Origin of the sequence: Paenibacillus sp. BT-177 (assembly GCF_025846815.2) — a bacterium.
GTDB lineage: Bacteria > Bacillota > Bacilli > Paenibacillales > Paenibacillaceae > Paenibacillus > Paenibacillus polymyxa_C.
Map to the genome: position 1 here is coordinate 430979 of NZ_JAOYTP010000002.1, position 26755 is coordinate 457733.

The 26755-nt window shown below is 44.3% G+C and carries 34 protein-coding genes; 11 read left to right on the forward strand and 23 right to left on the reverse strand.

Annotated features, from left to right (window positions below; genetic code table 11):
* Positions 1–7 precede the first annotated feature (7 nt).
* The 8 genes from OIU26_RS08275 to OIU26_RS08310 form a co-directional block, all read right to left on the reverse strand.
* Positions 8–955, reverse strand: coding sequence for a YqaJ viral recombinase family protein (locus OIU26_RS08275; protein WP_264216514.1), 948 nt, complete (start codon positions 953–955; stop codon positions 8–10).
* Between the two features lie 101 nt (positions 956–1056).
* The gene (locus OIU26_RS08280; protein WP_075153631.1) at positions 1057–1302 is read right to left on the reverse strand and encodes a hypothetical protein; all 246 of its coding nucleotides are present in this window, start codon (positions 1300–1302) and stop codon (positions 1057–1059) included.
* Entirely contained in the window at positions 1299–1550 is a 252-nt protein-coding gene (locus OIU26_RS08285; RefSeq protein WP_264216515.1) for a hypothetical protein, read from the reverse strand. The genes OIU26_RS08280 and OIU26_RS08285 overlap by 4 nt, the downstream gene beginning before the upstream one ends.
* A 229-nt stretch (positions 1551–1779) precedes the next feature.
* Entirely contained in the window at positions 1780–2028 is a 249-nt protein-coding gene (locus tag OIU26_RS08290; RefSeq protein WP_264216516.1) for a hypothetical protein, read from the reverse strand.
* The gene (locus tag OIU26_RS08295; RefSeq protein ID WP_264216517.1) at positions 2025–2306 is read right to left on the reverse strand and encodes a hypothetical protein; all 282 of its coding nucleotides are present in this window, start codon (positions 2304–2306) and stop codon (positions 2025–2027) included. Before OIU26_RS08295 ends, OIU26_RS08290 begins: the two co-directional genes overlap by 4 nt.
* Before the next feature lie 10 nt (positions 2307–2316).
* Positions 2317–2832 (reverse strand): helix-turn-helix domain-containing protein, encoded by a 516-nt coding sequence (locus OIU26_RS08300; protein ID WP_264216518.1) that lies wholly within the window; start codon positions 2830–2832, stop codon positions 2317–2319.
* 137 nt (positions 2833–2969) lie between these two features.
* A complete protein-coding gene (locus tag OIU26_RS08305; protein WP_222821884.1) occupies positions 2970–3278 on the reverse strand; it encodes a helix-turn-helix domain-containing protein in 309 nt (102 codons plus the stop codon).
* Positions 3278–3565 (reverse strand): XRE family transcriptional regulator, encoded by a 288-nt coding sequence (locus OIU26_RS08310; RefSeq protein ID WP_264216519.1) that lies wholly within the window; start codon positions 3563–3565, stop codon positions 3278–3280. The genes OIU26_RS08305 and OIU26_RS08310 overlap by 1 nt, the downstream gene beginning before the upstream one ends.
* 178 nt (positions 3566–3743) lie before the next feature.
* Between OIU26_RS08310 and OIU26_RS08315 the strand changes: the two genes are divergently transcribed.
* Together OIU26_RS08315 and OIU26_RS08320 are read left to right on the forward strand one after the other, a co-directional pair.
* Complete coding sequence (locus tag OIU26_RS08315; RefSeq protein ID WP_264216520.1) at positions 3744–4529, forward strand: helix-turn-helix domain-containing protein; 786 nt, start codon at positions 3744–3746, stop codon at positions 4527–4529.
* A 177-nt stretch (positions 4530–4706) separates the two neighbouring features.
* Entirely contained in the window at positions 4707–4931 is a 225-nt protein-coding gene (locus OIU26_RS08320) for a helix-turn-helix transcriptional regulator (protein WP_222821887.1), read from the forward strand.
* 231 nt (positions 4932–5162) lie between these two features.
* Here the strand turns inward: OIU26_RS08320 and OIU26_RS08325 are convergent, their stop codons facing one another.
* A complete protein-coding gene (locus OIU26_RS08325) occupies positions 5163–5492 on the reverse strand; it encodes a LytTR family transcriptional regulator DNA-binding domain-containing protein (RefSeq protein ID WP_222821888.1) in 330 nt (109 codons plus the stop codon).
* A 155-nt stretch (positions 5493–5647) separates the two neighbouring features.
* Between OIU26_RS08325 and OIU26_RS08330 the strand changes: the two genes are divergently transcribed.
* Both OIU26_RS08330 and OIU26_RS08335 read left to right on the forward strand, forming a co-directional pair.
* Positions 5648–6355, forward strand: coding sequence for a hypothetical protein (locus tag OIU26_RS08330; RefSeq protein ID WP_264216521.1), 708 nt, complete (start codon positions 5648–5650; stop codon positions 6353–6355).
* A gap of 128 nt (positions 6356–6483) precedes the next feature.
* On the forward strand, positions 6484–7686 hold the full coding sequence (locus OIU26_RS08335) for a tyrosine-type recombinase/integrase (RefSeq protein ID WP_264216522.1): 1203 nt from the start codon (positions 6484–6486) through the stop codon (positions 7684–7686).
* A 99-nt stretch (positions 7687–7785) separates the two neighbouring features.
* On the opposite strand, the gene groL is transcribed toward OIU26_RS08335, so the two are convergent.
* The 7 genes from groL to OIU26_RS08370 form a co-directional block, all read right to left on the reverse strand.
* Complete coding sequence (groL, locus tag OIU26_RS08340) at positions 7786–9414, reverse strand: chaperonin GroEL (RefSeq protein WP_264216523.1); 1629 nt, start codon at positions 9412–9414, stop codon at positions 7786–7788.
* Positions 9415–9487: 73 nt separating this feature from the next.
* Positions 9488–9769: a co-chaperone GroES gene (gene groES, locus OIU26_RS08345; protein ID WP_007429271.1), complete on the reverse strand. Its 282-nt coding sequence runs from the start codon at positions 9767–9769 to the stop codon at positions 9488–9490.
* A gap of 291 nt (positions 9770–10060) precedes the next feature.
* Positions 10061–10828: a twin-arginine translocase subunit TatC gene (tatC, locus tag OIU26_RS08350; RefSeq protein ID WP_264216524.1), complete on the reverse strand. Its 768-nt coding sequence runs from the start codon at positions 10826–10828 to the stop codon at positions 10061–10063.
* A gap of 112 nt (positions 10829–10940) precedes the next feature.
* Entirely contained in the window at positions 10941–11192 is a 252-nt protein-coding gene (locus OIU26_RS08355; RefSeq protein ID WP_013369878.1) for a twin-arginine translocase TatA/TatE family subunit, read from the reverse strand.
* 102 nt (positions 11193–11294) lie between these two features.
* Positions 11295–11777 (reverse strand): MogA/MoaB family molybdenum cofactor biosynthesis protein, encoded by a 483-nt coding sequence (locus OIU26_RS08360; RefSeq protein ID WP_013369877.1) that lies wholly within the window; start codon positions 11775–11777, stop codon positions 11295–11297.
* A 108-nt stretch (positions 11778–11885) separates the two neighbouring features.
* Positions 11886–12374, reverse strand: coding sequence for a cyclic pyranopterin monophosphate synthase MoaC (gene moaC / locus OIU26_RS08365; RefSeq protein ID WP_013369876.1), 489 nt, complete (start codon positions 12372–12374; stop codon positions 11886–11888).
* Positions 12375–12412: 38 nt separating this feature from the next.
* Positions 12413–13066 carry a 5-formyltetrahydrofolate cyclo-ligase gene (locus tag OIU26_RS08370; protein ID WP_058829137.1) on the reverse strand — a complete coding sequence of 218 codons (654 nt, stop codon included), beginning with the start codon at positions 13064–13066 and terminating at the stop codon, positions 12413–12415.
* A 269-nt stretch (positions 13067–13335) separates the two neighbouring features.
* Here OIU26_RS08370 and OIU26_RS08375 point away from each other — a divergent pair, with 269 nt between their 5' ends.
* Positions 13336–15300, forward strand: coding sequence for an ABC transporter ATP-binding protein (locus OIU26_RS08375; RefSeq protein ID WP_264216776.1), 1965 nt, complete (start codon positions 13336–13338; stop codon positions 15298–15300).
* A 551-nt stretch (positions 15301–15851) separates the two neighbouring features.
* Here OIU26_RS08375 and tsaD read toward each other — a convergent pair.
* The 4 genes from tsaD to tsaE are packed head-to-tail and all read right to left on the reverse strand — an operon-like array spanning position 15852 to position 18764.
* Positions 15852–16916 carry a tRNA (adenosine(37)-N6)-threonylcarbamoyltransferase complex transferase subunit TsaD gene (gene tsaD / locus OIU26_RS08380; protein ID WP_264216526.1) on the reverse strand — a complete coding sequence of 355 codons (1065 nt, stop codon included), beginning with the start codon at positions 16914–16916 and terminating at the stop codon, positions 15852–15854.
* Positions 16913–17428, reverse strand: a complete 516-nt coding sequence (rimI, locus tag OIU26_RS08385; protein ID WP_013369872.1) for a ribosomal protein S18-alanine N-acetyltransferase — start codon at positions 17426–17428, stop codon at positions 16913–16915. The genes tsaD and rimI overlap by 4 nt, the downstream gene beginning before the upstream one ends.
* A 16-nt stretch (positions 17429–17444) precedes the next feature.
* Complete coding sequence (tsaB, locus tag OIU26_RS08390; RefSeq protein ID WP_264216527.1) at positions 17445–18281, reverse strand: tRNA (adenosine(37)-N6)-threonylcarbamoyltransferase complex dimerization subunit type 1 TsaB; 837 nt, start codon at positions 18279–18281, stop codon at positions 17445–17447.
* A gap of 3 nt (positions 18282–18284) precedes the next feature.
* Complete coding sequence (tsaE, locus tag OIU26_RS08395) at positions 18285–18764, reverse strand: tRNA (adenosine(37)-N6)-threonylcarbamoyltransferase complex ATPase subunit type 1 TsaE (RefSeq protein ID WP_013369870.1); 480 nt, start codon at positions 18762–18764, stop codon at positions 18285–18287.
* Between the two features lie 135 nt (positions 18765–18899).
* Here tsaE and OIU26_RS08400 point away from each other — a divergent pair, with 135 nt between their 5' ends.
* From OIU26_RS08400 to OIU26_RS08420, 5 genes are all read left to right on the forward strand, one after another.
* A complete protein-coding gene (locus OIU26_RS08400; protein ID WP_264216528.1) occupies positions 18900–19430 on the forward strand; it encodes a cysteine hydrolase family protein in 531 nt (176 codons plus the stop codon).
* 656 nt (positions 19431–20086) lie between these two features.
* Positions 20087–21271, forward strand: coding sequence for an acetyl-CoA C-acetyltransferase (locus tag OIU26_RS08405; protein WP_264216529.1), 1185 nt, complete (start codon positions 20087–20089; stop codon positions 21269–21271).
* A gap of 53 nt (positions 21272–21324) precedes the next feature.
* On the forward strand, positions 21325–22065 hold the full coding sequence (locus OIU26_RS08410; RefSeq protein ID WP_013369867.1) for an acetoacetate decarboxylase: 741 nt from the start codon (positions 21325–21327) through the stop codon (positions 22063–22065).
* A gap of 37 nt (positions 22066–22102) precedes the next feature.
* On the forward strand, positions 22103–22771 hold the full coding sequence (locus OIU26_RS08415) for a CoA transferase subunit A (RefSeq protein WP_264216530.1): 669 nt from the start codon (positions 22103–22105) through the stop codon (positions 22769–22771).
* The gene (locus OIU26_RS08420) at positions 22764–23420 is read left to right on the forward strand and encodes a 3-oxoacid CoA-transferase subunit B (protein ID WP_013369865.1); all 657 of its coding nucleotides are present in this window, start codon (positions 22764–22766) and stop codon (positions 23418–23420) included. Before OIU26_RS08415 ends, OIU26_RS08420 begins: the two co-directional genes overlap by 8 nt.
* A gap of 132 nt (positions 23421–23552) precedes the next feature.
* Here OIU26_RS08420 and OIU26_RS08425 read toward each other — a convergent pair whose 3' ends face one another.
* Together OIU26_RS08425 and OIU26_RS08430 are read right to left on the reverse strand one after the other, a co-directional pair.
* Positions 23553–23732 (reverse strand): H-type small acid-soluble spore protein, encoded by a 180-nt coding sequence (locus OIU26_RS08425; protein ID WP_264216531.1) that lies wholly within the window; start codon positions 23730–23732, stop codon positions 23553–23555.
* A 51-nt stretch (positions 23733–23783) separates the two neighbouring features.
* Positions 23784–24023, reverse strand: a complete 240-nt coding sequence (locus OIU26_RS08430; RefSeq protein WP_013369863.1) for a hypothetical protein — start codon at positions 24021–24023, stop codon at positions 23784–23786.
* Positions 24024–24233: 210 nt separating this feature from the next.
* On the opposite strand from OIU26_RS08430, the gene OIU26_RS08435 reads away from it, so the two are divergent.
* Entirely contained in the window at positions 24234–25148 is a 915-nt protein-coding gene (locus OIU26_RS08435) for a Ku protein (protein ID WP_019686435.1), read from the forward strand.
* 181 nt (positions 25149–25329) lie between these two features.
* On the opposite strand, the gene OIU26_RS08440 is transcribed toward OIU26_RS08435, so the two are convergent.
* On the reverse strand, positions 25330–26661 hold the full coding sequence (locus OIU26_RS08440; RefSeq protein WP_264216532.1) for an erythromycin esterase family protein: 1332 nt from the start codon (positions 26659–26661) through the stop codon (positions 25330–25332).
* Positions 26662–26755: the final 94 nt, after the last annotated feature.

The window sequence follows — 26755 nt, forward strand, 5'->3', positions numbered from 1 at the left end:
AGCCTCCTTACTTCACCAAGAACCGTCGGGATGACGTAGTGTTTGCGTATTTTTCAAAGATGTGTGGCTGTTCTTGCTTCAAGCGTTTAGTGTCTAGGCGCGTTGTTTGACTGGACTTCCAAGTCACCAAAGGTTCTCCGTTATACGTAGCAACCTCATTTTCACCGATAGCTGCCTTTAGCTCATTTTCCAATCGTTTGACCTGTTCTTCAGCCACTTTCGCATCTTCTTTGGCAGCAATGAGCTTGTCCACCAGTAATGCCTGATCTTTCTCCAGCGTAATTTCTGTCGCTGGCTGAGAAGCTGGATACAAGCGATTCAGTAGCTCAGTCGAAGCAGCGCTACCGTCTACCATTGGTGGAACCCGTGGAATTACATGCTTGTTCCAAAACTCGTCCTCGATCTGTATGAGAGAATCAATGATGCCCTCGTTTCGTTCGACCAGCTTATATTGGAATTTCTGACCACCAATTAAAACAGCGAAGTAACCATAATCCACACCAAGCACAGCCATGTAATGTTGGAGCTGAATGGCGTATTCGTCGGGAACCTGATCGTCGGCCCATTCGCTCAGCTTATAGGCGCTGGCTGTTTTACATTCCAGGATGCCAAGTCCTCGACTACCCTTGTCTAAAATCAAGCGGTCCACATTACCCAACATAAATTTATGTGTAGGATGCTGATACATCTTATTGCTGCGTTGTACACGTAACCCGGTTTGGTTCATAAACTCACGAGCGACTAAATCCTCTAACTGGTTGCCCCAATAAGCTGCTTCGCCTGGTTCGTCTGGTACAATCTGATCGGTTTTCTCCAGAAATACACCAACGGGTGATTTATACCGATTCAACCCGGCCACCGCAGATGCATCAGAACCACCGATACCACGCTTACGCAGTCTCAACCATTCGTCACGTTCAATACCTTTTGTAATAGCAGCTACATTCATAGCCATATACATATCGCTCCCTCTTGTTAGGAACGGTCACCCATGATAAGATGACCGTATTCACATATTTAGTTTTCAAAAGATCAGTAATAGCCCGTTGCCGCGGGCTATTTTTTTATAATGAAAAAGCTAACTCGTTTCGGTACAACTTCGCTATTCGCTATCTTGAGGCCAGTATCAATGATGCTTTTGAACTGCTCTGTGACTTCTCGCTGTCCCACTGTCTTGATTTTCAGCGCAGTATAAAGCCCCACATTTAACGCGATAGCTTCTAAAAACTCATTAACATCCACAGATTCGTCGGTGCTAATTTTCGCAAAAAACTCCACCACTTTTTTATGAGTTGCGTTCATGCCGATTCTCCTTCCATGATTTCATCATGTTCTACGATCTGCCGATACTCGACGATCACTGGTGCATTCTCGATACTGACAATGAGCTCATCATTTTCATCTAAAACATGGAATTCAGAATGGACATTATTTTCATATTCCGTACCGACTTGCTTAATCTCAATGATTTCGCTGCCGCTTAGCTCCGTTCCAATTTCAAAAATCCTTGTTGGATTAGAGACAACGGTCAATCGTTGAATAACTTGCACAAAGTTTCCTCCTTCCGTATGTAATTTCAAGCAGACTGGATTCGAACCAGCAGTCAGGCGCGCTCCGTCGTTTTCCGCCTGATATTCTCACCATCGCGTGTACACGTACCATCGTGCCGCTGCTTTTTGATGCGTCAGCCGCATCTTCCGACGCCGAACGGGAGTAGGTTATATTACCGTCCGACGCCGGAAGACAAGGCCGACATGGCCTGTCCGTTGCCGGCTTGTCCTATATCACTGGCGACATATTTCCGAAAAACTCCAACCGTTCTTCTGCTGGCAGAAGATTTAGGCTCAGCAAGGCGTTATTCCATTGAAAGTAGGCTTCGTCCCGCTCCTGTAGTAGCTCCTGAAATTCAGATGAAAGAGCTGAACCGCCCGCTTGCAGAAAAGCATATATTGCATCCGTATTGGCTTGCGTCCCTGCCTTCTTATCCAGAAAGTTTTGAATGAGGCGTTCCTTTAACTGCTGCATCACGCACCCTCACCCTTGCTTTCTCTCGCAGAAGGAGATAGAATAAGCAACACAAGAGACTTTAATCGAGTTCTCAAGTTGAGCGTCCGGCCTGCCCGCCGGGCGTTTTTATTTTGTTCTTGAAAAGATAAATGAAGATTCATCATGAATGCTGCTTGAGCAATACTTTTTTGACGGTGACTCTCAGAAACGATTTCTGGATTTTGCAGCATCATGTTTAAATTGTGCTCTGCGTTTGCTGCAACAAATTTGGCTTCGTTCTCTAATCTCTCAATTTCCATTTTTGCTCCCTCATTTCATATATTTTTTTGCCTTCAGGTCAGCTCGGTGTTCTTTCCAAGCACCCAACCAGGAAAACGAATATTCCTTACATAGCACCGCCGCAAAGTGGGTAAGGGCCGTAATAGCTTCAACCGTCTCCATTAGCAGACGCTTCATATTTTGGCGTTCGGATTCTGTGAGCTGGTCAGCAGTTTTGCTAATTGGTACCTCAGCAGATAATGTAAGAACCTCTCGCATTTCCTCTACCGTTTTAAAAAGCACGCTTGCCCTATGTAGGTCTACATTATCCAGCCAGGGTGCAAAGGCACCGCCTGTTACTTCCCCGGCTGCTGCAATGTAAAGCTGGCCGTCATCATAATGCTCCGCAGCTTGTTGCATGAGTTCTTTCGATGGTTTGCGGGAGCCTTTGATGATCTTTCCAATTAATGAAGCATCCACGTGGGTAACTTGTCCGGCTGCGTTACGCGTTTCCCCCCGTCGTTTCAGAACCTCTTGAAGATTGGGACCAAACTGTCCAATTGACATGTTTTTTTCCTCTCCTTTGTCCGATTGACACGTTTATTACGGACAGAGGGCCAATGTAGTATTAGGTTGTAAGTTCTTTCCCCCATATCCCCTCAACCCGCTGGAGCCGGTACAGCCCAACGGGTTTCTTCATTTGTTTAAGCAACGCTTCCTGTACGCTCCCAATAATCTTTGGCGTTATCCCGAATCCATTCAGTATGTTCGTTAATCCAAACCATCAGTGCATGAAGCGGAACTCTTGGGTGACCAAACTCTCTAATGACCGGAAAGTCTTCTCTATTAAGAAGTTCACTCGCCTTCGTACTACCAATTCCGAGAAATTCCATCAACTGCTTCTTAGTCATCAGCGACGGTAACTGATTTGGTGTATACTGCTTCATTGCCTTTGAAACAGCAGCGTCGATAATTGATTTAAGCTGGTCAGTGTCAAACTCCACTTTTAGCATCAGATGACCTCCTTCTTATCAGGTCTGTTCAAGCGCTTCAGCACCTCAGGTGGAATTTTTTCAAGATAAGCTGCTGCCTTTAATTCGATAGGATCAATATTTAGAACGTTAGCTAGTGCGTCATTAAGCTTGTTTGAAGCAGGTGAAGTTTTTCCATTTTGCAGCTTGCTTAGGTAATGCTTCGTGAGTTCGTTGCCAGTGATATCTCCAATGAGAGTGCATATTTTATCCAACTTTAAGCCACTAATTTTAATAGAATTTGCCAACAAATCAGAATATTTCTTCACTTCTATCACCCCTTGATAATTTGTGATTTTATAAATCAATATTATGTGATTTATATTATCACATTGATTATAAATGTCAACAACGAATGATATAAAATTATCAATAATGTATGTGTTGATAATTTTTTGTCAACTATGAGATAATCGAAATGAAACACGAAGGAGTTGTTAAGAAAAAATGAAGTATTCTAATCTGTTGAAGGGGTATATTAAAAATTCGAGGCTTACTCTCGAAGAAATATGCAAGCAATTAGAACAAGAAGGGCTTTCGATGAGTCGAGAACACCTCAGCCGGTTGCAAAACGGAAAAACCCCCCCTACTTCAGATGAACTCAATAGAGCACTTGCGAAGATAACGGGGGGGAATGCTGAAGAACTAATTATGGCCTCTTTTATTGAAAAGGCTCCTCCTGAAGTAAAAAAACTACTTGAAGAAGGAAGTAAACAGCGAGAAGCGTCTCAATTAATAAGAAAACTAAATGACTATATAGACTATTACCTTAATTTCGGTACGATCAGTGATGATATCTTAGGTTCTATCCATGAAATTGTAGGCGATATGAAAGAATTTGATATTGACTTCTATATGTTAAAGAAAGACCCTGTCAGCTCATATAAGTCCATTATTGTTAAACTAACAATTTATTTGTTAACACAAGATCAGCAGCCAGAAAAAAACAATAAAGACCCTAAAACCATGGATGAAGTAATGAAGAGTTTCATGGATGATATATACGAAAGGTCGGAGATTTATAGAGCGGCTCATAATGGTATGCTGCTACTGTCTCAAAATGAAACTGATGGAACCATAAAATCTATAGGCAATGATATAGATAAACAGACAAAAGACAAATTGTCTTTCTTTACCGAATTAGAGTCAGATCTCGGACTTGATTTGACTGATCCTAATGTTCAAAAAAAGCTCAAGAGAGCAGCTAAAATCATCTTCTCCGACGAAGATTGATTCTATTTTTGGCAACAGAACAGCCAATTCTTCTTCTTTAAAATTTAGTTTTTTCTTCAATTTCATTAGTTTGATTTCGTTCATAGATGCCACTTCCGTATCTAATTTTTTTGTCCTCTAATTAACTAATCGATTAGATAATGACAACCCTATAAAATAACTCTGCGAGGCATGATCATGTCCATAAAACCTGGTCGTTGCCTGCTGAAACAAAGGTTGCGCGAAATACGAAAAGATCAGCAATGGTTGAGTGACACTACAGGGATTACAAAGTCTCAGATCTCCGAATACGCCAACAATAGGCGGCTGATGTCCCTGACAACTGCTATGAATATTGCTTCAGCAATCGGCTGTCACATTGATGATCTTTATGAGCGAATCGAACTCAGCAGCACTGAGTGACACTATGTCACTCCGACCAGGTAAAAGTTCGCTCTTTAGTGAACTCTCCTTGCCGATCTTCCTCCCAGGTTCATTTAAAGCCACTGATTGTCGAATTTTAGGGTATTATGTTGTACAAACGTTTGTAGAATTAACTTTAACATGGCTGGATGGTCGGAGTCTGTCGAAATATAGCACCGATCAGGCTGATTTAAGGGGGGGTTAAACCATGTTTAAGGGGGATTGACAAGCCTACAGTTTTGTTCTTATTCGCACAAAACTCCCATCATCAAAGAATACTTTACTGCCACGATCGTCCGTTTCAGTTTGTTTAATCATGTTCTCGTTTATAACCGTTGAGCGATCATATGACTTGAAGCCATACTTAGCATATGCCTTTGAAATGTCCTTTAAAGTTCTTAGACCTATGTATGAGCCCGTTGAGGTATGATAGGCAGGACAGCATTCCCTACTCTTAGTTGGCTGCCACAAATCAATGTAATTCACATCATATAAGGAAATTTCGACAAAATCCGAGTCACTCCCGTCACGATCATGAATTTTTACGCACGTTAATATCACTCTGACTACTCCTGTTGTTTTTTTACTTTATGATAGAACAGCACGTAACAACCTACAAAGTATTACATATTCATTGTCAGTTTTCGATAATAAAATTAACAAGATAAAATGAGCAATTTCCCAGCCGATGGGGTCATAGAAGGATGTAAAGAAAAATGTTTTATACGCTTTTAATTGTAATCAGTTCCGCTTGCTTTGTGCTTTTTCTCGTTTGGGGAATAATATCTTCATTTAGGCGAACTAAAAAGGCTAGATGGAGTTTTCTAATCTCACTTTTGGGTCTATTAATACTTTGTATAGTTGCACCTAGCGACGAGTCTAAACCTGTATCTAAGGGGGACTCAGCTCAAGAACAAGCCGATGTATCTCCTAATGTAAGTGAAGAAGATGTTGAGAGCACACCTTTATTTAGTGATGCCGATAGGAAAAAGGCCCTTCAAGTCGAAGGTGTCCTTTATAAGTATCAAAGTGAAATGGCTCCCTATGAGCAGAATGGCGCTGGGGTGCTTGATAAGAGCAAAAAAATCGATGATGCTGCCCTTTGTAAGGAACTTCAACAAGTCAATGAGAAATATAAAGAGACAATAAAAAAAATTAATTCTATAACAATTCCTGACGAGTTACATAGCGACTTGAAGGATAACTTGGAAAACGTATTAAGAAGTGCAAAAGGATACTATACTTCTCGCTCCTTAGCATATGAATCTTTCTTAAAGTATATTAAAGAGCCGGACGAAACACACATTGATACAATGCGCCAGCAATTGATGGATGCCGGAGATTTTTCTAGAGAGTACAAAATGTATGTGACTATGCTATTTGGAAAAACAGGGATGCCTAATGACATGAAAGATAAAGAATAAAAAAATTTTCAAACGCTAAGATCTTTTGTACAATAACATTAATTAAACATTTTATAAATCAGGCCCTTCCGGGCTTTTATTTTCACCATTAAAGCGAACATTTGTACCTATATAAGGAGATAGAATGTATGGCATCTTTCACTAAAATTAAAGCAAACAATAAACAGGGCTATAAATGGATTTGTACAGTAGACGGCCTACCTAATCCTGTAACTGGTAAGAGAAATCAGATTGCACGTCGAGGTGATACTAAAAAGCAAGCTGAGGAGCGGGTACAGAAAGTCGTAGATGCCCAAAAAAATCATGGAATAGACACAAAGAAAATCAAGAAGCTAACGTTCGAACAGGTAGCCTGGGATTGGTTAAAAACTTATTCCAAGAGCAAAGTAAAGAAAAACACCGTGAGAGTTAGAGAAAAAGAGATTAAGATCCTACTAAGATATATTGCTAAGGTCATAATAGACAAGGTTACACATAAACAGTATCAGAATATCTTAAACAATTTAGATGATAAAGAGTATGCTAGGACAACCATTGAGGGCGTACATGTAACTGCAAATATGATTATGAAATATGCAATAAAAAACAAAATGAGATTGGATAATCCATGTTCGGGGGCAGTTATCCCGGCGAAATTGTTGACGGTAGAGGAAATTGAAAATAGCCCAATCGAGGATGGTTACTTAGAAAAACATGAGCTGGCTGAATTTTTAAATGCAGTTAATGAACATGGTTTACCTGATGACATTGAAATCTTTCACTTGCTTGCCTTTTCAGGGATGCGATCTGGGGAACTCTGTGCTTTAAAAGATACGGACTTTAACTTTGAGTTAAATGAGTTACGAATAACCAAGACACTTTATAATCCTGATAACAATATGCGTAAATACACTCTAACTCCGCCCAAATCTACAGGGTCTATCCGTAAATTTAATATAATTGATAACGTTATGAGTTTGCTCCAAAGACACATTGTTAAACAACAAGCTCTTAGACTTGAATACAAGAAACTATTTGATGATTATCATGAAAACAACTTTGTTTTTGCCCACAAGAACGGCTACCCACTCATTCAAAAAAATATATTAATCCGTATGGAACGTATTCTCAAGAAAACCTCAATTAAAAAGAAAGCTACTCCTCACATTTTTCGGCACACTCACATATCGATGCTGACTGAAGCTGAAGTTGATCTCAAAACGATCATGAAGCGAGTTGGTCACGATGACGCAAAAACTACATTGAAAGTCTATACGCACGTTACGGAGAAAATGAAGAAAAATGCCAATGAGAAGATTAAAAATCACTTCGCAGACATCCTTCAAATCTGACTGGTTGCAGAGAATGTGATTTTTATGTGATTTTATAGAAAAGGGCTCCCTCTCGGGAGCCCTTTAAATAGCGGTATTACAGGGTTTTGAGACCCTTTATTACATCATGCCGCCCATGCCGCCCATGCCGCCCATGTCAGGCATTGCAGCCTTTTCTGGTTCTGGCTTGTCAGCGATCACTGCTTCAGTAGTCAGGAACATAGCCGCTACGGAAGCAGCGTTTTGCAATGCATAACGAGTTACTTTCGCAGGGTCAACGATACCTGCGTCAATCATGTTTACCCACTCACCAGTAGCTGCGTTGAAACCAACGCCTACTTCTTCGCGTTTCAGACGCTCAACGATAACAGAGCCTTCTTCGCCTGCGTTAGCAGCAATTGTACGGATTGGAGCTTCCAGAGCGCGCAACACGATGTTGACGCCTGTTTGCTCGTCGCCTTGCAGTTCAACAGCAGCCACTGCATTGTATACGTTCAGGAGCGCTACACCACCACCGGATACGATACCTTCTTCAACCGCAGCACGGGTTGCGTTCAGAGCATCTTCGATGCGCAGTTTGCGTTCTTTCAATTCTGTTTCAGTAGCCGCACCGACTTTGATTACTGCTACGCCACCAGACAATTTAGCCAGACGCTCTTGCAGTTTCTCTTTGTCGAACTCGGAAGTAGTTTCTTCCAGTTGCGTACGGATTTGGCTAACACGAGCGTCGATGTCGGCTTTGTTTCCAGCACCGTCAACCACAATCGTGTTTTCTTTTGTAATACGCACTTGACGTGCTGTACCCAGTTGGTCCACAGAAGCTGTTTTCAGGTCCAGACCCAGTTCTTCTGTGATTACTTGACCGCCTGTCAGGGCAGCGATATCTTGCAGCATTGCTTTACGACGGTCACCAAAGCCTGGAGCTTTAACAGCTACAGCATTGAATGTACCACGCAGCTTGTTGACAACGAGCATAGCCAGCGCTTCGCCTTCGATGTCTTCAGCGATCAGAACCAGTGGCTTGCCTTGTTGTACGATTTTTTCAAGCAATGGCAAGATTTCTTGTGTGTTTGTGATTTTTTTGTCAGTGATCAAGATATACGGATTGTCCAGAACAGCTTCCATTTTGTCCGTATCTGTAATCATGTACGGAGAAATGTAGCCACGGTCAAACTGCATACCTTCAACTACTTCCAGTTCTGTTGCAAAACCGCGGGATTCTTCAACAGTGATTACACCGTCTTTGCCCACTTTTTCCATAGCTTCAGCGATCAGTTCGCCTACTTCATCATCAGCAGCGGAAATACCAGCTACTTGAGCAATGGATTGTTTGCTTTCGATTGGTTTGGAGATAGATTGCAGTTCAGCAACAGCTGCTTTAACTGCTTTGTCGATCCCTTTACGGATACCGATTGGGCTTGCGCCAGCAGTTACGTTTTTCAAACCTTCAGTGATGAGGGCTTGAGCCAAAACAGTAGCCGTAGTAGTACCGTCACCAGCTACATCGTTCGTTTTGGTTGCTACTTCTTTAACCAGTTGAGCGCCCATGTTTTCGAACGCGTCTTCCAGCTCGATTTCTTTTGCAATCGTTACACCGTCATTAGTGATGAGCGGGCTACCGAATTTTTTCTCCAGTACAACGTTACGGCCTTTCGGTCCGAGTGTTACTTTAACAGCGTTAGCCAATGCATCTACCCCGCGCAGCATGGAGCGGCGAGCGTCTTCACTGAATTTAATGTCTTTAGCCATTTGTGATAAACCTCCCTATGGATTATGAATGATTTGTTTCAATTCCTATATTTAGGTCTTGTCCGGGTTCCGGTTAACCGATGATCGCGTGGATATCGCTTTCTTTCATAATCAAATATTCTTTACCTTCATATTTGATTTCCGTTCCAGCGTATTTGGAGAAAATGACACGGTCGCCTTCTTTTACTTCCAGAGGAATACGGGCACCGTCTTTCAATGCGCCTGCGCCAACCGCGATAATTTTGCCTTCTTGCGGCTTTTCCTTGGCAGAGTCAGGAAGTACGATTCCGAAGGAAGTCGTTGTTTCTTGCTCAATTGCTTCCACCAATACGCGTTCACCCAAAGGTTTGATCATGAAAAAATAGCCTCCTTATTAAGTGTTTTATCCTGTAATTTGGTTGTTATGTTGTATGTATTAGCACTCAACAGTGGTCAGTGCTAACAACCAACTTTATGATACTCAACTTGAGATTGAATTTCAAGTCCCTAATGTATTTTTTATGGGAATTTTTATGGGCAACCATTCTCGATTATATCCACCTATCTTAAAAATAACCGTTAACTCAAGGCTAATGGTTATTTTTAAGATAGCTATACTGATCAATTTTAGAGAAATTAGTTGTTGAGCCATTCAGGTCCTGTCTTATTATTCCGCAGCTACACGCAATTGGGCCTCCCGTTCCTCCTGTGCACGCAATTGCTTACGATACACGACTGATGACAAATATACACTCGCTTCATACAGCACCAGCAACGGAATCGCCACCAAAAAATCGGATATAAAATCCGGCGGAGTGATAACAACGGCAACAAAAACAAGCAGGAAATAAGAAATCTTCCGCCATTTGCGAAGCCTCATCGGGGTTAATACACGAATCCCTGTCAGGAACATGATCAGCAGGGGGAGTTCAAACAGCAACGATACAGGTAACACAATATTAAACATAAAGGTGAAATATTGCGCAATACCGTACGTTTCCTGCAATCCCATACTTTTGGTGACGGACGATGTAAACTGAATCGCCATCGGGAAAATAATGAAATAAGCAAAAGCTGCGCCAATCATAAACAAAAGCAGCACATAAGGCACATATCGCAAGGTTGCGCTCCGTTCTTGCGGCCTTAATCCCGGGCTGACAAACTTCCACAATTGGTAGCATGCAAACGGTAACGCCACTGCAATCCCAATGATCATGGCGATTTTCATGTAGATGCCGATTCCGTCCCAAAAGGAAAATGCATTTAACTGAAAAGCTTTCGCCGAACCGGAGCGAATAAGCCAGTTATAGACAGAACCCGCCGCGAACAATCCACCAGCCAGTGCCAATACAAATACAATCAGCACATAAATTATTCGTCGGCGGAGCTCACCCAGATGTTCCATTAGCGGCATTTCATGCTCTGATGGGGTCAAGTCCATTCCTCCTTTCTGAACGGAACGCAGCAGCGCCTCCTAAAAAATAAAGCCCTTCACTAAAGAAGAGGCTCATGTTCATTATACAAGCAGCAAAAATAAATAACTAAATCTATGACAAACGTTTATCCTCAGGCTGAGGTTGAACTTCTGAAGACGTTGTCTGTGATGCTTGGACCACACTATCTTTGCTTTCTTTCCGCCCAGTCCGTTCATCTTCAGATAAAATATCGCGTGCCCCGTTTTTAAATTCACGGAATGTACGCCCTACAGCTCGGCCCAGCTCAGGCAGCTTGTTCGGACCAAATAGCAGCAGCGCCAGAATAATTAACAAAATATAACCCGGTGCTCCAATATTGGGCATGTGTAGTAATCCTCCTTATGTTGACGGACAAAATGAGAACCTCTGTCCGTATACGGCCTTATAAATTCTTACAGGTATCATACCACACACACGGGCTGCCTTCTACCGAAACTGACCTGTCACCATAAGCAACGCTTCCGGGAGTTGATCCATAATCGCTGCCAAATTTTCATGCACGCCTTTGGGCGTTCCTGGTAAATTGACAATCAACGTACGTCCACGTATCCCCACGATTCCACGAAAAAGCATGGCCGCCGGATTTTTCTGCATCACGATCATTCTCATGGCTTCCGCCATACCTGGCACTTCCCGTTCCACGACCCGTCTGGTCGCCTCAGGTGTCACATCACGGATCGCCAGTTCGGTTCCGCCTGTAGTAAGCACCAAGTCTGCATGAAAATAATCGGTCATTTCGATTAAAGCCGCAATAATCTCATCCGGTTCATCGGGAACGATCCGGTATTCCACAATCTCTCCGCCCAGTTCTTCTTCGACGAGTTCCCGGATGACCTGTGCGCTTGTATCCTCACGCTCTCCCCTTGCCCCTTTATCACTGGCTGTTAGGATCGCCGTTTTCCACACCATAAGATCACCCTTCTCCTATCATGAAAGAATACTTTCTCTTCTGAAAATCAGAAACAGCCACGCTGCATCCTCCATCACAGTACCCTCTCGGCGACAATGTTGTCTATGTCAAGGTTTCTGGTGGTCCTCCCTTTGAAAATCACCATGCTTGCCACCCGTTTTGGATTGCAGCATGGTAGGGCCGATGATCATATCTTTTTGCAGCGCCTTGCACATATCATACACGGTTAACGCTGCGGCTGAAGCCGCTGTCAAAGCTTCCATTTCTACACCTGTCTTACCCTCGGTCTTCACTTCAACTTCAATATGAAGCACATCATGTCCATTATCGGAAAAAGTAATGTTCACGCCTGTCAGCGCCAGCGGATGACACATCGGTATCCAGTCTGACGTTTTTTTCGCGCCTTGAATCCCTGCGACCTGGGCCACAGCAAGAACATCACCCTTGCCGATTCTTCCTTCTTTTACAGCCGTCAATGTAGCCGGGTTCATCGTAATCTGAGTCACGGCGACTGCTGTACGAACCGTAGACGTTTTGCCCGAAATATCTACCATACGAGCCCGTCCCTGTTCGTTAAAATGAGTAAAGGAATCCACGACTCCCTCACAGCTCCTTTCACATACCCAACTTTACTTCATTCATCATTTGTCGATTTTGCATGATTACAATCTAAGCGTCCTTCCGGTGTAAACAGCACGTCCACTCGCAAATCTCCCGGCTCCATGGGTACTTGTGCTAACAATTGTCCCGGCAGCAGCAGCGAGACATAAAGCGGACCTACGGAACCATTATTACGCTTCACTGCCTCTACCTGTGCGGTAAAGCGATCATAGTAGCCTCCGCCATAGCCGATCCTGCCTCCACGACGATCAAAGGCCAAGCCGGGCACAACAACCCAGTCGATTCCCGCCCACATTTCAGGCAACCATTCCTTGCATGTCAATGCAGGCTCAGGAATGTTCCATACGCCGGGCACCATATTTCCATACTGATCCATCTCCCTCAGCTCCATGGTTCGGGTTACCGAATCCACTCTCGGGGCCAGGACACGATCTCCCTGTGACCAACAATGCTCAATGAGGGGAGTCGTAGAAATCTCACTGCCAAAAGAGAGATAACTAAATAAGGTTAGCTTATCCCCGTTTCTGTCTATTCTAAGCTGCTCCCATGCCTCGATTGCATGCCGACAGGCCACAGCCGATGCCTTCTGCCTTGTCAGCGGGTCCATGGAGTCACGCGCTTCCCGTTGCTGTACACGTAGCGCGTTCTTCACATTACAGACATCCACACATCCGCCCTCCCGCACAATCGTCGATAATCATCAAAACGTTACAATTGTCCCATTTGTCAGTAAGTGCTGTACGTTGCAAGTTTTTTTCATTCTTTTTCACTTCTCGTTTAAGTTTATCATTGTTTATACAAATTGACTACACGCGGCTCAAGGGTTTAGGGGGTGAAAGCAGTGCAATAGTGGGTAATTTCATGTAAACTGGAAGGAAGGTACCTGCGAAAAAGGCAGGAAGAACTGTGCAAAATGTAATGGAGGAACGATACGCTATGCTATTGCAAGTAACCGGAATTACTAAATCCTATGGAATTGAGCCCGTTCTGGACGGGATTAACCTTCAAATATTGGAACGTGAACGTATTGGACTGGTAGGTGTGAACGGTGCAGGCAAATCGACCCTGCTCAAAATCATTGCTGGTGAAATATCCTATGACAGTGGACAAATCTTTAAAGCAAAGGAAACCAGCATCGGTTATTTGGCGCAAAACAGCGGTTTGGATTCTGATCGTTCGATTTGGGATGAGATGATGCTGGTGTTCGAACCGCTGATTGCAGCAGAAAGGGAACTTCGGCAGATGGAGCAGGAAATCGCCGATCCGTCCAATGCGCAGAACGAAAAGCGTTATGCCGATCTGCTTGAACGCTATGCACGACGCTCAGACTGGTTCAAGGATCACGGCGGTTATGAAATGGAGACCCGTGTTCGCAGCGTGCTACACGGCATGGGCTTTGGTTCATTTGCACCCGAGACGCCTGTAGTCACCCTGAGCGGAGGTCAAAAAACCAGGCTTGCGCTAGCACGCATCCTACTGCTCGCTCCAGATGTCCTTATGCTCGATGAGCCTACCAACTATCTGGATATTCAGACATTGACCTGGCTGGAAGACTATTTGCGTGGCTACTCCGGCTCCCTGCTGGTCGTATCACATGACCGATATTTTCTGGATCGACTGGTGACGACGATTGTTGAAATCGAACGCCATCGCTCCACTCGCTATACAGGCAATTACAGCCGCTATATGGAACTAAAGGCTGCCGAGTATGAAACAAACCTCAAGCATTACGAAAAGCAGCAAGAGGAGATCGCACGGATGGAGGCATTTATACAACGCAACATCGTGCGAGCCTCTACAACCAAACGTGCCCAAAGCCGCCGCAAGCAGCTAGATAAAATGGATCGTATGGATCGACCTATGGGCGATTTGAAAAAAGCCCACTTTTCTTTTGAAACAGCCTATATGTCGGGTAAGGAAGTATTAGAGGTGCGCGACCTTTCCGTAGCGTATGAGGGGAAAAAGCCTTTATTTCAGCATGCCTCCTTTGACTTAAAACGAGGAGATACGGTGGCACTGATTGGTCCGAACGGAATTGGAAAATCGACTTTACTCAAATGCCTGACCGGCTCACTTAAACCTGCTGCTGGGTCCATCCACTGGGGTACGAAGATCAAAATCGGTCTGTACGACCAGGAGCAGACAAACCTAAACCCCGCCAATACCGTACTGGAGGAGTTATGGAGCGAGTACCCTCATATGGAAGAAGCACGGATTCGGACAGTGCTGGGTAATTTCCTATTTAGCGGTGACGATGTACTGAAAAAGGTAGCTTCATTAAGCGGAGGAGAAAAAGCCCGCGTATCACTGGCCAAGCTAATGCTGCGTGAAGCCAACGTATTAATTCTCGATGAGCCTACCAACCATCTGGATCTGTTTAGCAAGGAAGTGCTGGAAGCAGCTCTGATGGACTATGACGGTACACTGTTGTTCATCTCCCATGACCGTTATTTCCTTAACAAAATGGCTGAACGTGTCATTGAGCTTCATCCTGAAGGAATAGAACATTTCCTGGGGAATTATGATGACTATGTAGCTAAAAAACAAGAGTTGGAGGAAATCGCACAGGAAGCTCTCGAGGCAAGTCAGTCCACTCGTGGCAAAACATCGTCTGCCTCTGCATTTGTAACAGACGAGACCACTCCCAAATCACGCGCGGCCACCTATGCGGCAGACAAACAAGCCAAAAGCGAGGAACGCAGCCGTCAACGCAAGCTGGAGGCATTGGAAAACAAGATCAAAACGCTGGAAGAACAAATTGTAGGGTTGGAAGAACAAATGACCCTGCCTGAGATTTATCAGGATTACACAGCACTTCAGAATATTCAGGCACAACTCGACACCCATAAACAGGAATTGACTGAAACCTATGCATCCTGGGAGGAACTGCTTGAGGCATAAAAGCTGCTGCATAAAATCTTAGCCATAAAAATTTCACATTTCCCTCTTCTATTTTTTGTACACAAGAATATCCACAGCTTTTGTGCATGGACGATATTGGAAAATGGCCTTTTAGGCCATTTTTTTATTGATAAACCGCCAACTTCAAATGAAAACCAAATTTATCCACCCTTTTATCCACATTATCCACAGATTTCACAATCACTATAGCTATGATATATCCCCCATCCAGCTATCTGCTAAAAGTCTTAGCCTGCTTGCTTTGAGCCTATTTATCCACATTTTGAACGGTATATGTGGATAACTTTGTTCACAACTTGACAAATCACATCATTATTCGGGCAGTATAAAATTTTGATAATTTTTTTGGTGGAACATGAAAAATCGTGAACCATTGTGACGAATCATGCGAGGAAATAAGATGCTGGCGTTCATTCGCTCAAACTCCTGTATTTTATCCTCTTGAAATTCTATTTATTTATATATATGTATAGCGCGAAACAGAAAAGACACGACCCCAAAGATGTGTCGTGTCCTTCCTATTCGTTCAATTAAGTTTGAACAGACCACTCTTCCAGAGACAGCCCTGGATCAGCTTTCATGTCCAATGAGGTGAATTCTCCGCGTTTCCACTTGGCGTATGCCGCGGCACCGATCATCGCTGCATTATCTGTACAGTATTTCATGGATGGTACTAGCAGTTCGATGCCTTCACGCTCACAGCGTTCCCGCAATGCTGTACGTAGTCCACGATTGGCAGCAACTCCGCCGCAAAGCAGCAGCTGCTTCGCACCATATTCACGCATAGCGCGAATCGCTTTTTCTACCAGCACCTCTACGACCGACTCTTGAAAGCCTCTTGCAATCGCTCCCGCATGAACGGTTTCTCCGCGCATTTTCGTCTGGTTAATTACATTCAGCACCGCCGATTTCAAGCCGCTAAAGCTAAAATCATAAGAATCCGGCTCCAGCCATGCACGCGGCAAAGTAACCACTTCCTCCGATTCATGGGCTACACGATCCACATGCGGACCGCCGGGATACGGAAATCCGATGGCTCGCGCTACTTTGTCGTAGGCTTCTCCAACCGCATCATCCCTCGTACGACCAATAAGCTGAAATTGCCCTTCGGATTCCATCAGCACCAGCTCGGTATGCCCTCCTGACACCACGAGAGCAATGCACGGATATACAATATCATGCTCCAACTGATTCGCATAAATATGTCCCGCAATATGATGCGTTCCGATTAGCGGTTTGCCGAACGCCATAGCAGCGCTCTTGGCGGCGACAATACCAACCAGCAATGCGCCAACCAGTCCTGGTCCTTGTGTCACGGCAACCGCTGAAATCTCGCGGGGGCTGATTCCCGATGTTTGCATAGCCTCGTCCAGCATATAGGTAATGCTTTCCACATGCTTGCGTGATGCTACCTCTGGCACAACACCGCCAAAGGCTTTGTGTGTTTCAATCTGACTGGAAATCAGATTCGAAAGCACCTCTGTGCCATTTTTCACGACAGAAACTGCCGTTTCATCACAACTCGTTTCCACTGCCAGTATATAGCAAGGCTCGCCAGAGGCAGAGCCTGTACCTGCTTTTTCCGCTTGCGTCATTGCTCCTGCACGCTTCCTTCCTGTTCACCGGATGCCCCGTGTGCGGGAAGATCCGCCCACATGATCACGGCATCCTCGTTATTATCCGAATAATAGCCCTTGCGCACACCTGCGGGCTTAAAGCCCTTTTTCTCATACAAGCCCTGAGCGATCCGGTTCGTTACCCGTACCTCTAGGGTCATACGCTCCATCCCTAAATAAGATGCGGTCTGCATTAGCTCATCCAACAGCTTGTCTCCAAGCTTGCGTCCACGATAAGCCTCACGAACCGCAATATTCGTAATATGAGCCTCATCCATAATCGTCCACATGCCTGCGTAACCAATGGCTCGTCCATTAAGCTCCATAATCATATATTTAGCAAAATGATTCATTGTCAGCTCATTGCGGAAGGCTTCCTCCGTCCACGGCAGCGTGAACGCTTCATGCTCAATCTCCAGCACATCGGGGATGTCATCCAGTTGCATTAAGCGAAACTCAAGTTTCTCTTCCCGCTGTATGTTCTTTGCCATGTTGCTCACCGCCTCTTCAGCGCTGACGAAGCAGATTGGCTTCCGCCTCCGCCAGCTGGGTATAATTCGGAACCAGCGTATGTAGCTCGTCATGTTCCTGACGAAGCAGCTTATCCGCCCCAAGGCGGCCAACCCATTTTCCTTCCAGCTCATAAGGCACGATACGAAGCTCGCTCCATGCACGCAAGCGCTCGGCTGTTTCGGCGTGAACCGCCGTTTCACCGACGAGCCAAATCACCGCAGGACGCTCCTCGGCAGGCAAAACCTCCAAACGTTGCAGCAAATCATCGGTCCACGCAGTCATCAACCGGATGGCATCCGGCTCTAACCGCTGCGGGCTACCGATGTCTTTAACTGTATTTGCGGCGAACAGCCCCGTGTACACCTGACCGCGGCGCGCATCCAGCACAGGTACAATCCAATCTGCTGCCTGCGCCCCGGGCAAGTCGTTATTCACAGACTCATGTTTACCTTCTTGCCCCTTCAGCTCGATACCACGGTTCCAACCACCCCACGCCAAAGCGTGCAAAGTGGAAATGGATGTCACCGGAACGCCCCAGGCCCAAGCTAGTGTTTTGGCTGCGGTCACCGCGATTCGGATACCGGTGTAAGATCCCGGTCCAACCCCTACTGCAAGACCGTCCACATCATCGCGTGTCAGTCCTGCTTCGCTCAAGAGCCGTTCCAGCTCGGTAATGACATGCACCGAGTGATTGCGTTCGCCAAAAACGTTACTTTCTCCCAGCAGCTCTTTTCCGTTCATTAGGGCGGCCGCCATTACGGTCGTCGCTGTATCTAACGTCAAAAACCGCTCACGCGGCTTTTCATTTACATCTGTATGCTCTCTTTGCATGGTTCAAACTCCATTCTCCCGCAAAATGCGGCACCATTGTTCATAAGGCTCGCCGTACCCGGTCAGGTGAATCAAGCGCTCCCCTACATCCGTTGTTTCTATATACATGTGAAGCCGCTGATCCGGCAACATATCCGGTATAATACTACCCCATTCCACCAGACATACTCCTGTCCCATAAAAATATTCGTCCAGTCCAAGATCCTCCGCCTCGTCTTGGGAAATCCGGTATACATCCATATGATACAAAGGCAATCGGCCCTCGTACTCCTTAATGAGAGTAAAGGTTGGACTATTTACGATACCCGGTACACCTAAATGGCTGGCAAAAGCCTTGGAAAAAGCAGTCTTGCCCGCTCCCAGATCTCCATCCAGCACAATCACGGTTCCGGGAACCGCTTGGGCTGCCAAAAAGCCTGCTAATGTCCCAGTCTGTGCCTCTGAGACAGAACGGAATACAAACTGTTCCTGCGAAATTGTCATATCTTTTAATCACCTTTCGTCCGAATCGGACCGTTCCAACTTGTTCTTTATTATATAGTTCACCTTATGTCGCCGCAAGGCATGAAGACATGCTATTGTAAGTTAAGTGTTACACACAGGGAGGGAATCAAACTGATGGGACAAACCGTTTTACTCTTGATTGATGTTCAGCAGGCAATGTTTATGTATGATGAGAAGCTGTATCGTGAGCAGGAAGTTGTAGCGCATTTACAGCAGCTTTTGACCGAAGCCAGAGCTACCGGCACACCAGTAATTTTCGTGCAGCATACCGATGAAGCGGATGAGGATTTCCGGGAAAACAGTGTAGGCTGGGCCATCGCCGACGTGGTGCGTCCTCTTCCTCATGAACGAATTGTCCGTAAATCATCCTGGGACAGCTTCTACCAAACTGAATTGCGTGATGTGCTCCAGGAATTGGGGGCGGAACAGCTGATTATTGCTGGGATGCAGACTGAATTTTGTCTCGACACGACTTGCCGAAGCGCCTATAGTCTGGGATACCAGAACAACGTGCTCGTATCGGATGCGCATAGTACATTTGATAGCAAGGTACTGAGCGGAGAACAAATCGTAGCTCATCACAATGCCGTGCTAGGTAATCGTTTTGCACGTTTGCTCACAACGGCAGATGTACATTTTTCGTGAAATGTAGAAGTGAATTTTTTACGTTCCAAGCCGATTGCTTTCAAGCAGGTCGGCTTCTTTTTTTGTTCACGCGAGCAAATAAACAACACTGACGTTATAACGTCATTGCTATAGATGGCCCAGGCATATATGGATTGATGTTTATCCGAATTCCGAATGTATTCATTTGGATTGGCAACCTGCTTTGCTTTTAGTCAGTTGCGAATTTACATATAGAGGAAGTTTTTCCCCTGCGTTGAGCTAAATGAAATATACCAAGAAATTTTTTTCACAGATTGATTTGTAATTTCGCATTTAACATAAAATTCAATTTTTGATCACTATTTTCAGAAAAATCAAGAAATTAACAGAAAATATTAGAATGACCTACTTATTGTGGACGATATGGCTCTATAAACATCTGTATTTGGATATATGTAAAGATTTGAACATTGAGCAAAATCTGTATTAGAACTATGATAATTCTGGTTTTAATTTCCAGCAACGAAAGAAGGCGATCGGACCATTATACTCACTGTCTTAGGCACCATGATATGCCCGCATGTAAATGTATCTTGCAGTTTCTACGTTTCGTAGGTTAGGACCGGAAAGTATGAATTGAAGTGCAGTCATGGATGTATTGTGTCTCGAACACAGCGAAAGGAATGTGAGTTTTTATGAAAAAAGTAGCTATAGTAAGCCCGTTGAGAACAGCGGTCGGTTCTTTTAACAAAACCCTTGCGCCTCTAAGCGCTCCTGAATTGGGAGCAACCGTGATGACAGCATGCCTGCAGCAAAGTGAATTGGAGCCTTCTTTGATTGATCAAATTTTTATGGGAAATGTTCTTCAAGCGGGCAATGGTCAAAATCCTGCCAGACAGGCGGCACTAAAAGCGGGTATCCCCATTGATGTACCCGAATCAACGATAAACACGGTTTGCGGTTCAGGACTTCATGCCGTCGCGTTAGCTTACGATTCAATATTGGCGGAGCAAGGAAACATCGTCTTGGCTGGAGGCATGGAGAGCATGTCGAACGCCCCTTATCTGCTAAAAAATGCAAGAAACGGCTACAAGCTTGGCAACGGTGAATTGGTAGACTCCCTGGTGGCTGACGGCCTAACATGCCCGATCAACCATTACCATATGGGAATTACCGCCGAAAATGTTGCCGAAAAATATGGAATCTCAAGACTGGAGCAAGATTCATTCGCCTATGAAAGCCAGATCAAGGCTTTCGATGCAAAAAACAACAAGTTTTTTGAAGAGCAAATTGTTCCGGTCATGATCAAAAACAAAAAAGAAACTACTTATTTCACAGAAGACGAACACATAAGAGGAAATACGACGAAAGAAAAACTTTCAAACTTGAAACCTGCGTTTAAAGAGAACGGAACGGTTACTGCCGGAAATGCTTCGGGAATCAATGATGGTGCGGCGGCTATGTTAGTCGTGTCGGAAGATAAATGTAAGGAACATGCGTTAAAGCCGTTGGCATATATCAAAGGCTACTCGCTTGTTGGTGTTGACCCTGCATATATGGGAATGGGACCGGTAAAAGCCATTTCGTCACTGCTTAAGAAACAGGGAATGTCGATTGATGACATTGATCTCTTTGAAATTAATGAAGCGTTCGCTGCACAAGCACTAGCGGTGCAAAAAGAGCTGGGAGTCAGTCCGGAAAAGGTCAATGTCAATGGCGGCGCGATCGCAATCGGTCATCCTGTTGGTGCAAGCGGTGCTAGGGTATTGGTTACGTTAGTTCATGAAATGGTGCGCAGATCTTCACGTTACGGCGTAGTCTCGTTATGCATCGGAACGGGAATGGGAATAGCCATGCTGGTTGAAAATGCACTCATTTAAAGTTCGTTTTCAATGATTGTTGAAATACCTCTTAAAAAGGAAGGGAGATCGCTATGAATCAAAAAGATGTACTTTCACTCCAATCCATGCCTGCGGCCAGCGGCAGTTATGGACGCCCGCCATGCCGCTTCATCAACCGGGAATTCTTCATTATTACCTATGAATCCGATCCCGCTGCGATAAGACAGGCGGTCCCGGAACCACTTCAGCCAGATGGAAGTAATACGGTCTCCTATGAATGGATCAAAATGCCCGATTCATCCGGTTTGGGAAGCTATGAGGAAAGCGGTATTGTCATTCCGTGTACTTTTCAGGGAGAACCGTGTAATTTTGTTGCCCAAATGTATTTGGATAATGCACCTGCTATTCTGGGGGGACGTGAAATCTGGGGATTTCCGAAAAAATGGGCGAAGCCTCGCCTGGTCGTTGAGGATACAGAGACGCTGACGGGTACATTGCATTACAATAACGTCCTGGTAGCTATGGGAACCACCCCTTTCAAATATAACGTGCTTGATGAAAAGGAAACGGCTAAAGCCATCGCAAAAACGCAAGTTAATTTAAAATTAATTCCTGATGTAGACGGCACTCCTAAAATTGCTCAGCTAGTGGCATATAATCTTGAAAATATTACTGTAAAAGGAGCCTGGTCAGGGCCTGCCAGATTAAGCTTGATCCCCCATGTCAATGCTCCTGTGGCAGATTTGCCGGTTAAAACTTATGTTGGCGGAAAACATTTTATTGCCGATTTAACGCTTCCATATGGAAGAGTCCTATACGATTATCTCCAATAAAGTTTGCTTTCCTAAAAATAGATAAGGAGACGGAACCATGAATAAAAAAGTAAACTCCGCTGAAGAAGCAGTTAAGAAAATCAAAGACGGAGATACGGTGATGGTCGGAGGTTTTCTGCAAGGAGGCATTCCGGAAGAACTGGTGCGTGCGCTTGTCGATACAAATTCCGCTGATAATCTTACGATTATTTCCAATGACACAGGCACAACGGAATTATCTATTTATAGACTTGTAAAAAGTGGCAGAGTCAAGCGGATTTTTGCATCCTATATTGGCTCCAATCCGGAAACAGGAAGGCTCTTGATGACAAAAGAAGCAGAGGTTCAACTCTTCCCACAAGGGACGCTCGCTGAAAAAATACGCGCAGGCGGAGCCGGTTTGGGTGGATTTTTAACCCCTGTAGGTGTAGGCACCATTGTAGAGGAAGGAAAACAGAAAATCAAAATTGACGAAAGAGAATATCTGCTCGAACTACCGCTCAAAGCCGATGTGGCGCTCATCAGAGCCCATAAAGCTGATGAAGCGGGGAACCTTGTCATCAACGGCACTTCACGTAACTTCAATATGGTGATGGCTACCGCAGCCGAGTATGTAGTTGCTCAGACAGACGAATACGTAAAAGCGGGGGAAATCGACCCCAATCATATCAACGTTCCCGGAATATTTGTCGACGCGATTGTAAAGGTGGGTGGAGATAATGAATAATAGAGAATTGATTATTAGAAGAATAGCCCAAGAATTCAAAGATGGTGAAGTGGTTAATCTTGGTATTGGATTGCCTACAATGGCGGTGGACTACATCCCCGAAAACGTTAATATTATGCTGCAGGCGGAGAACGGAATCGTCGGTGTTGGCCCCAAAGCAGCTCCGGGAAAAGAAAGACTCGATTGTATCGATTCAGGCGGAAACTACGTTACAACCGTGAAAGGAGCCTGCTTTATTGACAGTGCGCTTTCATTTTCCATCATACGTGGAGGGCATGTGGACGTCACCGTTTTGGGTGCCCTGGAGGTCGATGAAAAAGGCAACCTTGCAAACTGGATGATCCCCGGAAAAAAGGTGCCAGGCATGGGTGGGGCCATGGATTTGGTGGTTGGAGCCAAGAGAGTGATTGTAGCCATGGAGCATGTGAACAAAAATGGGGCGCCGAAAATACTGAAACAATGCAAGCTGCCCCTAACCGCTGTAAATGTGGTAAAGACCATTGTAACCGAAAAAGGTGTCATTGATGTTATTCCGGGTAAAGGGCTGATGCTCAAGGAAATTGCTCCAGGTTTGTCGGTGGAAGATGTTCAAATGGCGACAGAGGCTGAGTTGATGGTTTCTCCACATTTGAAGACCATTGCAGTGTAAAAAACCAGTTCCACCTTCAAATTAACTTGTCTGGCGTTTAACTTGTCTTCACAATCGCATTCATTATATAAAATAAGGTTCGCTAATTGCTCATTGAGCAATTGCGAGCCTTTTTAGGTTGGAGCCTCTCTTCTATTGTTCTTCCAATCGATCTACACGAACGGTTTGTGTATCGCCTGGTCTGCTGCCGATCTGTACCGTTGCCATACCATTCGCTTCATCTACATGCTCAATCCAAATCGGTTTGCCATCCAATTGGACGGCAAACGTTTCGGATGAATCATAAATGGCTTTTGCTCGTTCCACGTTCATGCTGTTCTCCTCCTACTTTTTTTTTTGTGCAAAAATCAAAATATAGGTCACCTAGTCTTCGTCTATAATCCGTTCCACATCCAATGAAGGAAAGCTATGAGAAGGCGATGTTGATACTACAGCCTCCATATCCACATGAGCAACAGCTACGGGAAAAGGCGGCGGCGTTCCATGTGAAAGAGCAAACTCGGGCGGCAATGCATCCTGTTCGCCTCCAGCAGGCCCTCGAAAGGCAATGTGACTTTGCCCCACACGATGACTGATCTGCTGAGGATAGGGTTTTCTAGGCATCAGTTGTATACCTCCTTTTGAATCGGATATGGCTTAACATTCACCAAAAAAACCGAAACCATGCGCAAGTGAAAGCAATTCGCAGCCTTCATTTGCACCTCATACAATCCTTTGTACGAAGCATACTAAGTGAAAAATGAAATGCTCACAGCCCGGGTGCCCGGAATCGAAATATGAAATATGCGGATTAAAAAAAGGAGGACTGGCGGTATGCATACGGTCTGGAAAGGCGCGATCAGCTTCGGGCTGGTTCATGTGCCAGTTAAAATGTTCTCAGCAACTGAGGACAAGGACATTTCCATGCGTTATATTCACAAGGAGTGTGGGAGCCCATTAAGCTACGTACGGAAATGCCCTGTTTGTGATAAGGAGGTTGAATGGGAGGAAATTGGAAAAGGGTACGAATATGAAAAAGGAAAATTTGTCATGTTCGACAAGGAAGAACTGGAGCAAGTTAGCGGACAAGCCGATAAAAATATCGTAATTTTGGACTTTGTGGATTTACAGGAAATTGATCCGATCTACTTTCAAAAAACGTATTATTTGTCCCCGGATCAGGCTGGCTCGAATGCGTATAAGCTACTCATGAATGCAATGAAGGATACCGGGAAAATCGGGATTGCCCAAATCTCCATCCGCTCGAAAAGTAGTCTGGCAGCCATTCGCGTGCTGGATGAATGCTTGGCGGTGGAGACCATGTTTTATCCGGACGAAATCCGTCCCATTGCTCAAGTTCCCAACTTACCTGGACAGGAGGAGGTTAAAGAGAAAGAGCTGACCATGGCAAAAATGCTGATTGAGCAGCTATCTACCCCTTTTGATGCAGCAAAGTATACGGATCAGTATCGCGAGCGTCTGCTGGATCTTATCCAGCATAAAGTGGCTGGTGAAGAGGTGCGAATTGCCCCAACACAGCCTCAGACCAATGTGGTTGACTTAATGGCTGCCCTTCAAGCCAGTATTGAGGCAGTGAAGCCTGTCGTTACCGATCCTGGTCCTGCTGCGAAAAAACGTCCTGCGCGTAAACCAGCAGCCGTGACAGCACAACAAGCTGTGGCAGGCGACGCCATCTCTCCTGCTCCAGTCAAAAAGAAAAGGAGCCCTGCTAAACGTAAAGAAACGTGAGCTTTACAGGAAAGGAAATAACTAAATGTAGAGACAGAAAATTTTCATTTAGGGGGATGGCGAAGTGTTTCTATCCTACATCCCCTTTAATGGAATAACATGACTGACATTTTTAATCAACTCTATTGACACTTAACACTACCATCAATACTACACTTCGTTGAGCCACATTATTACAAATTTATTGATGTAGTTGAGATGGACTCACTTTTTGAATTTGAACAAGTATATCAAACGATTTACCTAATGATATATCAACAGTTTTTGGTATATTAGGGCCTTCCGTAGTTATTCCAGCGAAAATTGGATGTTGTTGGTTTAACCAAGTTTTTGTCACTCCGTTCGTCTTACGTAAATCTATAATAAATTGATCTTTTTTGACATGTCCAAAGATGTAGTTATAGCTGTTGGGATCATCTGATTTTAATGTTCCATATGGGCCAAATTTACCGTCATTATTGTAGACATTATATTGCCCTTCGTAAACTGATGTTCCAATAGATACATACCGTTCCCCATAATATTCCGCTAAATGCTGCCCAGCTACTTTAGGGTATATAAAAGGAATCATATTTGTTTTCGAAACGTGTCCGTTATGTCCCCAAACAATGGTTTTTCCTAAATGTTCTTCAGTCCACTTCGCATTTTCATACATTGCAATATCATGTTTCAAAAAAAGGTCGGATGGTTTATCAGGTGGTGACGCTAACATTGTAGTAAATTGTACAATAATACGGGCATTTTGTTTTATCCATGCGAACTCTCTGGATTTTCCATTTAGATAGCTTTTATTTTGTTCTAATAAAGCACTGATTTGTTTAGCATCTGAAATATACTTTTCTTTTTCTTTTTGCGTAAGGCTGCCAAAGGTATCCATATCCTTTGTTACAGGAATAAGCCCTCTTATCTTCTTTTCGACTCTAGGCACCAGATCTGAATTGTTTCTTTTTATATATTCTACTATATTATTATAAACATTCTCGTTTACTGATTGAATATCCATCCCAATGACACGCACTTTAGATTTATGTTTTGGATTAGCATTATATTGCCGAATCCAACTAAGTAGATGTAACATTTCTTTCGTCTTAAATGCAGGTGATAGATGTTGGCTTGGGTTTCCCTTACCAGTAAGAACATATCGATCAAGTTCCAAAGCTCTGTCCCATCCCTCTTCTAAAACTAAGTTGGTAAAGCCCTTTTCAGATACTAAATAATTAACAATGCGGTGTTTCATTGTATAAACTTCATGAGCCCCATGTGTAGCTTCACCTAAACCTACAATTGAAGCTGAACCTACCATATTCTTAAGTGGTTTTAAATCATTAAGAGGTGCAGTTGGATTCGTTGTTTTTAAAGGCTTTGCATGCGCTTCTAACCATTCTGCTATTTGATTTGTATTGTAGGGAGCTGTAACAGGAACTACTGTTTTCGAATCTGCATAAGTACTTCCTACAAAATTAGCCAGCATTATAGCAGAAGCACCAAGTGCAATAATCATTTTCTTTTTCATAAAAACCTCCTGAAATACTTACTTATTATTTTTCTAAATTCCCTAAAAATCCCCTTTAACCATCAATTTAAAATTCGGCATTCACCTCATGGAT

What these genes read in the sequence shown, in the direction of transcription:
- OIU26_RS08275 (WP_264216514.1), bottom strand. Translation starts at nt 955, where the DNA reads ATGGCTATGAATGTAGCTGCTATTACAAAAGGTATTGAACGTGACGAA.
- OIU26_RS08280 (WP_075153631.1), bottom strand. Translation starts at nt 1,302, where the DNA reads ATGAACGCAACTCATAAAAAAGTGGTGGAGTTTTTTGCGAAAATTAGC.
- OIU26_RS08295 (WP_264216517.1), bottom strand. Translation starts at nt 2,306, where the DNA reads ATGGAAATTGAGAGATTAGAGAACGAAGCCAAATTTGTTGCAGCAAAC.
- OIU26_RS08300 (WP_264216518.1), bottom strand. Translation starts at nt 2,832, where the DNA reads ATGTCAATTGGACAGTTTGGTCCCAATCTTCAAGAGGTTCTGAAACGA.
- OIU26_RS08305 (WP_222821884.1), bottom strand. Translation starts at nt 3,278, where the DNA reads ATGCTAAAAGTGGAGTTTGACACTGACCAGCTTAAATCAATTATCGAC.
- OIU26_RS08315 (WP_264216520.1), top strand. Translation starts at nt 3,744, where the DNA reads ATGAAGTATTCTAATCTGTTGAAGGGGTATATTAAAAATTCGAGGCTT.
- OIU26_RS08320 (WP_222821887.1), top strand. Translation starts at nt 4,707, where the DNA reads ATGTCCATAAAACCTGGTCGTTGCCTGCTGAAACAAAGGTTGCGCGAA.
- OIU26_RS08330 (WP_264216521.1), top strand. Translation starts at nt 5,648, where the DNA reads ATGTTTTATACGCTTTTAATTGTAATCAGTTCCGCTTGCTTTGTGCTT.
- OIU26_RS08335 (WP_264216522.1), top strand. Translation starts at nt 6,484, where the DNA reads ATGGCATCTTTCACTAAAATTAAAGCAAACAATAAACAGGGCTATAAA.
- groL (WP_264216523.1), bottom strand. Translation starts at nt 9,414, where the DNA reads ATGGCTAAAGACATTAAATTCAGTGAAGACGCTCGCCGCTCCATGCTG.
- groES (WP_007429271.1), bottom strand. Translation starts at nt 9,769, where the DNA reads ATGATCAAACCTTTGGGTGAACGCGTATTGGTGGAAGCAATTGAGCAA.
- OIU26_RS08355 (WP_013369878.1), bottom strand. Translation starts at nt 11,192, where the DNA reads ATGCCCAATATTGGAGCACCGGGTTATATTTTGTTAATTATTCTGGCG.
- OIU26_RS08360 (WP_013369877.1), bottom strand. Translation starts at nt 11,777, where the DNA reads ATGGTGTGGAAAACGGCGATCCTAACAGCCAGTGATAAAGGGGCAAGG.
- OIU26_RS08375 (WP_264216776.1), top strand. Translation starts at nt 13,336, where the DNA reads ATGCTATTGCAAGTAACCGGAATTACTAAATCCTATGGAATTGAGCCC.
- tsaD (WP_264216526.1), bottom strand. Translation starts at nt 16,916, where the DNA reads ATGACGCAAGCGGAAAAAGCAGGTACAGGCTCTGCCTCTGGCGAGCCT.
- rimI (WP_013369872.1), bottom strand. Translation starts at nt 17,428, where the DNA reads ATGGCAAAGAACATACAGCGGGAAGAGAAACTTGAGTTTCGCTTAATG.
- tsaB (WP_264216527.1), bottom strand. Translation starts at nt 18,281, where the DNA reads ATGCAAAGAGAGCATACAGATGTAAATGAAAAGCCGCGTGAGCGGTTT.
- tsaE (WP_013369870.1), bottom strand. Translation starts at nt 18,764, where the DNA reads ATGACAATTTCGCAGGAACAGTTTGTATTCCGTTCTGTCTCAGAGGCA.
- OIU26_RS08400 (WP_264216528.1), top strand. Translation starts at nt 18,900, where the DNA reads ATGGGACAAACCGTTTTACTCTTGATTGATGTTCAGCAGGCAATGTTT.
- OIU26_RS08405 (WP_264216529.1), top strand. Translation starts at nt 20,087, where the DNA reads ATGAAAAAAGTAGCTATAGTAAGCCCGTTGAGAACAGCGGTCGGTTCT.
- OIU26_RS08410 (WP_013369867.1), top strand. Translation starts at nt 21,325, where the DNA reads ATGAATCAAAAAGATGTACTTTCACTCCAATCCATGCCTGCGGCCAGC.
- OIU26_RS08415 (WP_264216530.1), top strand. Translation starts at nt 22,103, where the DNA reads ATGAATAAAAAAGTAAACTCCGCTGAAGAAGCAGTTAAGAAAATCAAA.
- OIU26_RS08420 (WP_013369865.1), top strand. Translation starts at nt 22,764, where the DNA reads ATGAATAATAGAGAATTGATTATTAGAAGAATAGCCCAAGAATTCAAA.
- OIU26_RS08425 (WP_264216531.1), bottom strand. Translation starts at nt 23,732, where the DNA reads ATGAACGTGGAACGAGCAAAAGCCATTTATGATTCATCCGAAACGTTT.
- OIU26_RS08430 (WP_013369863.1), bottom strand. Translation starts at nt 24,023, where the DNA reads ATGCCTAGAAAACCCTATCCTCAGCAGATCAGTCATCGTGTGGGGCAA.
- OIU26_RS08435 (WP_019686435.1), top strand. Translation starts at nt 24,234, where the DNA reads ATGCATACGGTCTGGAAAGGCGCGATCAGCTTCGGGCTGGTTCATGTG.
- OIU26_RS08440 (WP_264216532.1), bottom strand. Translation starts at nt 26,661, where the DNA reads ATGAAAAAGAAAATGATTATTGCACTTGGTGCTTCTGCTATAATGCTG.